The following is a 7,144-nucleotide window of genomic DNA, read 5'->3' on the forward strand; positions in this document are numbered from 1 at the left end:
GGATATTTGACGGCTCTGAATCATCAAATAACCTTCAGAGGAGATTCTTTATGTCGTCTAAGCATTCCGAATAAAGAAGTAAGTTTTTTGTTTCAACGTATTATTGAAGGATGGTTTACTAAAGATTATGGGCTCAAGTGGTATAGCCACTTTTTAGAGCATCTTTTGACAGGCAATATTGAGAAATTCTCTGCTGAACTCAAGGAGCTGATGGACCATACCGTCAGTGTCTTTGACACCGGAATAAGCCCAGAGGCTTTTTACCATGGTCTTATGATTGGACTCACGGCAAGTCTTCATGGTTCTCCTCTTTATGAAATCCGATCTAATCGTGAAAGTGGCTCTGGCCGTTATGATTATGCGATTATTGCAAGAGAGGCTCAAACACTCAGCATTTTGATGGAGTTTAAGCGGGTTAAGGAAGAAGAAGGAAAAAAGCTTTCGGAGTCCAAGCTTAAAGATCTTCTTAAACAAACGGCCGAGGAAGCTCTGACACAAATTTCTCAAAAATCCTATTATGGAGAAATTCAGCAACGTGGACTCACGCATCTTTTAAAAATAGGTTTAGCATTTTCTGGAAAGAAATTTTGTCTTGTTCATGAATTCTCTAATATTACATCTCATACTTAAGACTTAGAAGATGTAGTATGGAAAATCATTCTTATAACAAGCAGACCTAAAATGGTACTCGTTCCGATAAATAACCAAGCAATAAAACCTTTATTTCCAAAAAGTTGCATCATAATGCCCATGCCAAGAGGAGAAAGAATTGAGCCTGCTTGGGCTGCAAGATTAAGGAAAGCAATTCCTTTTACAAGATTAGATGTCGGATAAAGAAAAGCAATCCAAGCAATTGTCATTGTATAAAAAGAAACCATTGCTCCCTCAGCAAGAGCAAAGAAAAAAGAAAGAAGAGAAATATTTTCTGTTAAGAACGCAAAACCTAAAACGCTTAAGATTAATAGAATCATGAAAAAAACACTCTTCTCATGCCCAAATTTATCTCCCAAGTACCCTCCAACCGGTATTAAAAAAAGTCCAAAAAATTGTGCAAACGCTAAAAAGGATCCTGATTCAGCCTCTGAAAGCCCGAGTCCTTCTCCAAAAAAAGGATAGTATGTTGAAAAACCATAGAAAGTGACATATCCCACAAATACGATTAAAAAAAACAAAGCATTTTGCTTGATGATGTCTTGAGCTGAAAGCTCTTGCTCTAAACTTTTTTCTAAGGAGGCTTTTGGTTTTTTGATTTGATCTTTTTTTAGTTTAGAAGAAATAAAAAAGCATGACACAATCAAAAAAATAGAAAACCAAAGACCTTTTTCAAAGGAGAGAAAGGAAATTTCATACGATCCAAAAGCAACACAAACACCATAAAGGAGCCCAGCAAATGAAAAGAGACGCGCTTGATAAGCCCCTAAAAATATTTTTCCTTGGTAAACGTAGAGAATAAGAAAGACCCATCGATGCAAGAGGCCAAACAAAAAAAGAAGAAATCCACTGATGCTTGTTTTTAAAAGTAAAAAAATACTCAAGTAACCAAGATCTAAAACCAAAAACGTCAAAAGAAGCATCCTTTTTAAAGAAAATTTCTTTGAAAAATAAGGAAAAAAAAGCGTTCCGAAAAAACTTCCAACATAAGGCAACGCTAAAACAAAGGCCATCCAGCTATCGGGAAACACATGCAAATTTTGAATTTTAAGATTTAGAAAGGTGGAAACAAAGGCAAAAACACTGCTAAAAAGACCAAATACGACAAGAACACATAGAAAATCTCTCTTTTGAGAAATGCCATAATGATCAAAATTTTTGTTAAAAATCTGAGTTAAGAGTTTCATTTTAATGTCTCTTTATTTTTATTTTATTCGAAATTGTTTTCTATCGTTTTTTGATACTTCCCAATCAAATTCTTTCTCGTTATGCCACGTAGGTTCGGTGTAATCTTGCCCCAAGCCCGCTAATAAGATCATAGGACGTCGTTCCTGCTAATGAAGCAACAGAGTCAATGGTCAAAGAGCCTCCAAGAAGTGTCACAAGATCTCCTGGCACGACCTGTTGAGGAACATGGGTTACATCAAAGCTCATCCAATCCATGGAAATTCTTCCGGCAATAGGAACTTTAACACCCTGAATAATTCCATATCCTTTATTACTTAAGGCTCGAGGAAATCCATCTCCAAATCCAATATTAACGGTTGCAATTTGACCATCTTCCGGCATGACATAGGTTCCATCATATCCAACAGGCATTCCTTTTTTAAGAGATCTCACTTGAAGAATACGGGCTTTTAAAGAAAGCACGGGTTTCAAAGGATTTGCTTTATCCTCAAGCGGTGCGCCTCCATAAAGTGCAATACCCATGCGTGTCATATCGAAACGGAACCTGTTTCCTAACAAAATACCAGGAGAATTTGCAAAAGTTGCTGGAATTTTCGGAAAAAGAGCCAAAAAGTCCTCAAAGGCTTTGCGTTCTTTTTCATTACTTGGATGGGTCGATAAAGAAGCGGAGGACAAATGTCCCAAAATGTAAAGAAGCTCAAGATCTTCCAAAGCCCTTGGATCGGAGGCAAGAGCTTCTGCTTCCTCAAAAGAAAGCCCAAATCGGCCCATCCCCGAATTCACTTGAAGAATCGCCCGACATTTTTTTTGTATTTTTTGAGCATAAGCACGCCACAGAGTAAGTTGCTCAAGACTTAGAAGAACAGGAATAAGATCATAGTCTCTAAAAATGTCTTCTGTTCCTTTGAAAACACCGTTCAAGATATAAATACGAACATCTTTCAAGGCTTTTCGAAGAAGCATTCCCTCTTCAAGGGTCGTAAGGAAATAATCCTTAACCCCCACTTTAAATAAAGCTTCCGCAATGGGACAAAGACCCAACCCATAGGCATTGGCTTTTAATACAACGGCAGCTTTACTGGGCGAAGAAGCATCCTTCATAAAAAGATAATTATCTTGAAGCGCTTTTAGATCAATAAGCAAAAGGGCCCCTTTTTCAAGAGGAAAGCCATCCTGTTTTTCCTGTTCGCCCATTTCGCTCCTCCTTAACTTTTCTCAATAATTTCAAGTAAACTTTTATATGCCCTACTTAAAAGAGAGAATCAAGCCTCTCCCTGTCTTAAAATTTTAAGAAACTCTTTCTTGAAGTTTTTTAAAAAATGTCTTAGTCTTAAAAATAAAACTTAAAATAACGTTTCAAAAAATACCTAATAATAAAAACAGGGAGCCTTAATCACCATGACCTTAAAACGCTCATTTTCTACCATTGCCTTTCTTTCAGGTCTCTCTTTCTTCAGTATTTGTGTAGAAAGTAGTGTTGGGGCTCCTCTTCCCTTTGGTCTTCAAGAAACTCAAGTTTCTGACAACGGTCCTGCTCTTCTCAAGGAGGACCTTCCGGACTTAGAAAATGCAAGTGAAACATTTGCGGAATCTGGACCTGTTGTTCTATCTTCTGGAACAAACACACCCTTATCCCAACAAGCATTTCCTCTTGTAACACCAGGCGTCGTGGTGGTAGGTCCTAAGAAATTAACAACTCCAAAAAGCTCAACTGCGGTCAGTAAAACCATTCAATCTCCAAAAGGTCCTGTCAAGGTCATAAAAACGCAAACCGAAAAAGCCACACCTCTTTCTCCTACTTCTCAACGAGAAACATCTCAAGAAAGATTTTCTCAGTTTTCTCACACTCAAGAACCTTCCTTTGTTAGGGCAGCCACACAAAGAAATGAATCAGAAGGGCGTGTTATAAGAACGACATTAAAACAACCTCCTGCTGCACCTCAAATAGATGTTGAAGAAGCTCAAGCAAGAACGTATTTACGAGATGGAAAACATCCTGTCACACCCCAAAATATTAATGCTGTAAGGCAATTAATTCGTCTTACACAACAACATAATGCTAACCCTGTACCTTTTGTTACTGACACTATTTTTCTCGCTGATAAAGGACTTGACATTACTGCAGGGAATTTGAACGCTCTTCGTCACCTCACAATTATAGATCCGTCAATAACCCAGATTCGAGAAATGAATGCCGCACATGCAGATAAATTCGTGAATTACACTGATGGTGACAATCTTGCTGATGCGAATACATGGCTTGCATATGATCCCGCCGTTCCTGACCCAATCCCTGCAAATCTTAGAAATGTTACTGCTGCTCTTAGAAATTCAATTAATCCAATTGCAAACCCCACAGCAGCCCAGATTCGAGAAATGTCTACTGCAGGTGAAGATAGACGCGTAGATTTTGATGATGATGACGTGGTTGCTAATGCGAATACATGGCTTGCATATGATCCCGCCGTTCCCGACCCAATCCCTGGAAACCTTGAAAATGTAACAACGGCCCTTAGGTATGCCAATATACCTATTGCAGACCCAAACGCTTATCATATCTATCAAATGTCTCAAGGCCTTGATAATGGAACCATTGGTTGGAATTGGGATGATATAAATGCGGCAAATGCGCTTTTATTAGAAGGCATTGATCCGACAGGTGCAAACATACCCACAACAAGACAGGGGTTAGAGGATTTAAATGCAAATGTTTTTCAGGATCCGGCAACAGCTATCCCTTATGTCTATAATTCCGATAATGCGCGCGCTATCGCCATTGCCGTAAATCGTGGTGTCGCTATAGATGGGCCAGTGATCGATTCTGTTCATCAAATGAGAGCTATAAATGTTCTTGATCCCACTGCTCAACAAATCACGGATGTACGCCATAATTTAGAAGTTTTAAGAGATCCACATGCTGGAATTAATGATGGAACTGCGCCAGGACATAATTTTGATCCTGCGGACCCTGATAATGTCAGAGCCGTGACAAGAGTCGCAGCCTTACAGGATGCTGTTGGAGAAGCTAATGTGAGAGATTTTACTCTGGGCCTGGTCGCTCCGGATGTAAATGCGCGCTTTATCAATGCTGCGAAAAAGATTGGACTTAATACTCCTCTTTTTATGGACCTTGATCGTACAGCAAGAAGGCAAAATCAAGGTACTTTTAATTTATTTAATGAAATAGATACTTTAAATCCTAACTCTCCCGGCGGGGCTCTTATTACCACACCAGCCGGAACTTTTCCTCTTCAAAATCTTTTAAGTCAAGGAGGGGGAGCAGCCGATAATATCTTAGCATTAAATTATCTTGTTGCAAATACCCGAGGAGCACTTCCTAAAGCTGCTGTTAAACAAAACTACTATACGACCGTTCTTAATGCCACAAAATCTCTTCTCCAGATTGAACCCAATGGTCTTAATAGCACCCAATTAGAAGCAGATCATGGCATACGCCTGCAAACCGCTGAAGAACTTGAAGCGCATCTTCGGGCCCTTGCCGCAGCAGAAGCAAATGCTGCTCAAAGAGATGCATTGTTAGAACATGCAGATGCAGTTCATCTCTTTACAACGACGATTAAAACAAACGATTAAGAAGGTCTTTTTTCTCTCAAAGATTCTGAGGCAAATCTTTGTGCGCAAGGTTTCCAAATTTCGTCACTTTGGAATCAAAGAAGAGATTGACTGTTCCCACAGGTCCATGACGGTGTTTCGCAACAATGACTTCTGCTTTGTTGTAAATTTGGTTCATCTTTTGAATCCATTGCATATGCTTTTCCGTGTCTTCCGGAGGTTTGCGTCTCGATTCATAATACTCTTCCCGAAAGATAAAAAGAACCACATCCGCATCTTGCTCGATGGATCCTGACTCTCTTAAGTCTGCCAACTGAGGGCGTTTATCATCCCGCTGCTCAACCGCACGGGAAAGCTGAGAAAGCGCGAGTACAGGAACATTGAGCTCCTTTGCAATGGCTTTTAGCGCCCGCGATATCTCTGAAATCTCCTGAACCCGGCCATCCACTTTCTTCGAGCCTGATACATGGAGCAATTGAAGATAGTCAATGACAATAAGCCCTATTTTTTTCTGACGCATGAGACGCCGGGCCCGTGTTCTTAAAGCAGAAACACTCAAAGCGGGTGCATCATCAATATAAATGGGAAGCTGTGAAAGCGTGCGCGCAACTTCCGTGAACTTAACAAAGTCATCCTTTGAAATCTCTCCGCGTCGAATCCGGTCAGATCCCACAGCTGTCTCTTGAGCAAGAATACGTGTTGCAAGCTGTTCCGCAGACATTTCAAGAGAAAAGAAAGCAACGGCAGCACCATCTTTGTTTTTTAGATGGGCACAGGCGGCATTATAAGCAATATTTGTCGCAAGGGCCGTTTTTCCCATGGAGGGACGGCCTGCAAGAATAATGAGATCAGAAGGATGAAGACCCCCAAGCCATTTGTCCATATCCTCAAGGCCAGAAGTGACGCCCACCACGTGGGAATCTCTCTTAAAGGCCGCTTCTGCATTCTCAAGGGCTGTCGTCAGAGCCGATGCAAATGTATGGATGCCACGGTCAAAGTTTCCTGTTGTTGCAAGCTCAAAGAGTTGCTGTTCAACTTTTTCCATTTGATCATGGGCTGTTTCTTCAAGATTCGGGGTATGGGCCTCATTGACGATATTTTCTCCGAGAGCAATCAATTGCCGTCTTAAATAAAGATCATAAATAAGGCGTCCATACTCATGGGTATTAAGAACAGACACCACAGAAGCTGCAAGCGTAACAAGATATTTCCAGCCTCCCACATCATTCAAAGCACCACTCGTTGTAAAATAATCTTTAAGGGTTATGGGATCCGCAACATGTCCTTGGCCAATAAGCAGTCCAATGGCATCATAAATCCGGCCGTGCATGGGATCTGCAAAATGATCTGGTTCTAAAAATTCAGAGACTCTCTCATAAGAAGCATTGTTATGCAAAAGGGCCCCCAAAAGAGCTTGTTCGGCTTCATAATTTTTAGGAATTTCACGTAACGTCTCTCCCTTTTCTTCTTGGGGTAAAGAAGCCGTTTGTTCATTCATAAATGAAGAGGATTGAGACATGGAAGAGCGCTTTCAAAAAGATTAATTTTAGAAAGATATATGGCCATAATTAGAGAAGAGAATCAACCCCTTCTGATGTCAGAAAATGATCTTATACGCCGGAGAGTGCATGCACCAAGCAAAACTTTTTCCCAGAAAATGCAAGGCCAATTTTTAAAAGACGTGTGAGTCCACGTTGTTCAATTTCTGCATAATAAGCTTTTTGAGAAATTT

General features: G+C 40.3%; 5 protein-coding genes. 2 read left to right on the forward strand and 3 right to left on the reverse strand.

The window, feature by feature from the left end; genetic code table 11:
- On the forward strand, positions 1–630 hold a 630-nt coding region (locus JSS34_08020), incomplete at its 5' end, for a PD-(D/E)XK nuclease domain-containing protein (GenBank protein MBS0186260.1).
- On the opposite strand, the gene JSS34_08025 is transcribed toward JSS34_08020, so the two are convergent.
- Both JSS34_08025 and alr read right to left on the reverse strand, forming a co-directional pair.
- Positions 627–1,838 (reverse strand): MFS transporter, encoded by a 1,212-nt coding sequence (locus JSS34_08025; GenBank protein MBS0186261.1) that lies wholly within the window; start codon positions 1,836–1,838, stop codon positions 627–629. The genes JSS34_08020 and JSS34_08025 overlap by 4 nt on opposite strands.
- A 79-nt stretch (positions 1,839–1,917) precedes the next feature.
- The gene (gene alr / locus JSS34_08030) at positions 1,918–3,033 is read right to left on the reverse strand and encodes an alanine racemase (protein ID MBS0186262.1); all 1,116 of its coding nucleotides are present in this window, start codon (positions 3,031–3,033) and stop codon (positions 1,918–1,920) included.
- Positions 3,034–3,237: 204 nt separating this feature from the next.
- On the opposite strand from alr, the gene JSS34_08035 reads away from it, so the two are divergent.
- Complete coding sequence (locus JSS34_08035; GenBank protein MBS0186263.1) at positions 3,238–5,433, forward strand: hypothetical protein; 2,196 nt, start codon at positions 3,238–3,240, stop codon at positions 5,431–5,433.
- A 16-nt stretch (positions 5,434–5,449) separates the two neighbouring features.
- Here JSS34_08035 and JSS34_08040 read toward each other — a convergent pair whose 3' ends face one another.
- Positions 5,450–6,910: a replicative DNA helicase gene (locus JSS34_08040; protein ID MBS0186264.1), complete on the reverse strand. Its 1,461-nt coding sequence runs from the start codon at positions 6,908–6,910 to the stop codon at positions 5,450–5,452.
- Positions 6,911–7,144: the final 234 nt, after the last annotated feature.

It is taken from the genome of Pseudomonadota bacterium (assembly GCA_018242545.1).
Classification (GTDB): domain Bacteria; phylum Pseudomonadota; class Alphaproteobacteria; order 16-39-46; family 16-39-46; genus 16-39-46.

Excerpts from the sequence above, each read along its gene's own strand:
- JSS34_08025 (MBS0186261.1), bottom strand. The coding sequence starts at position 1,838 with ATGAAACTCTTAACTCAGATTTTTAACAAAAATTTTGATCATTATGGC.
- alr (MBS0186262.1), bottom strand. The coding sequence starts at position 3,033 with ATGGGCGAACAGGAAAAACAGGATGGCTTTCCTCTTGAAAAAGGGGCC.
- JSS34_08035 (MBS0186263.1), top strand. The coding sequence starts at position 3,238 with ATGACCTTAAAACGCTCATTTTCTACCATTGCCTTTCTTTCAGGTCTC.
- JSS34_08040 (MBS0186264.1), bottom strand. The coding sequence starts at position 6,910 with ATGAATGAACAAACGGCTTCTTTACCCCAAGAAGAAAAGGGAGAGACG.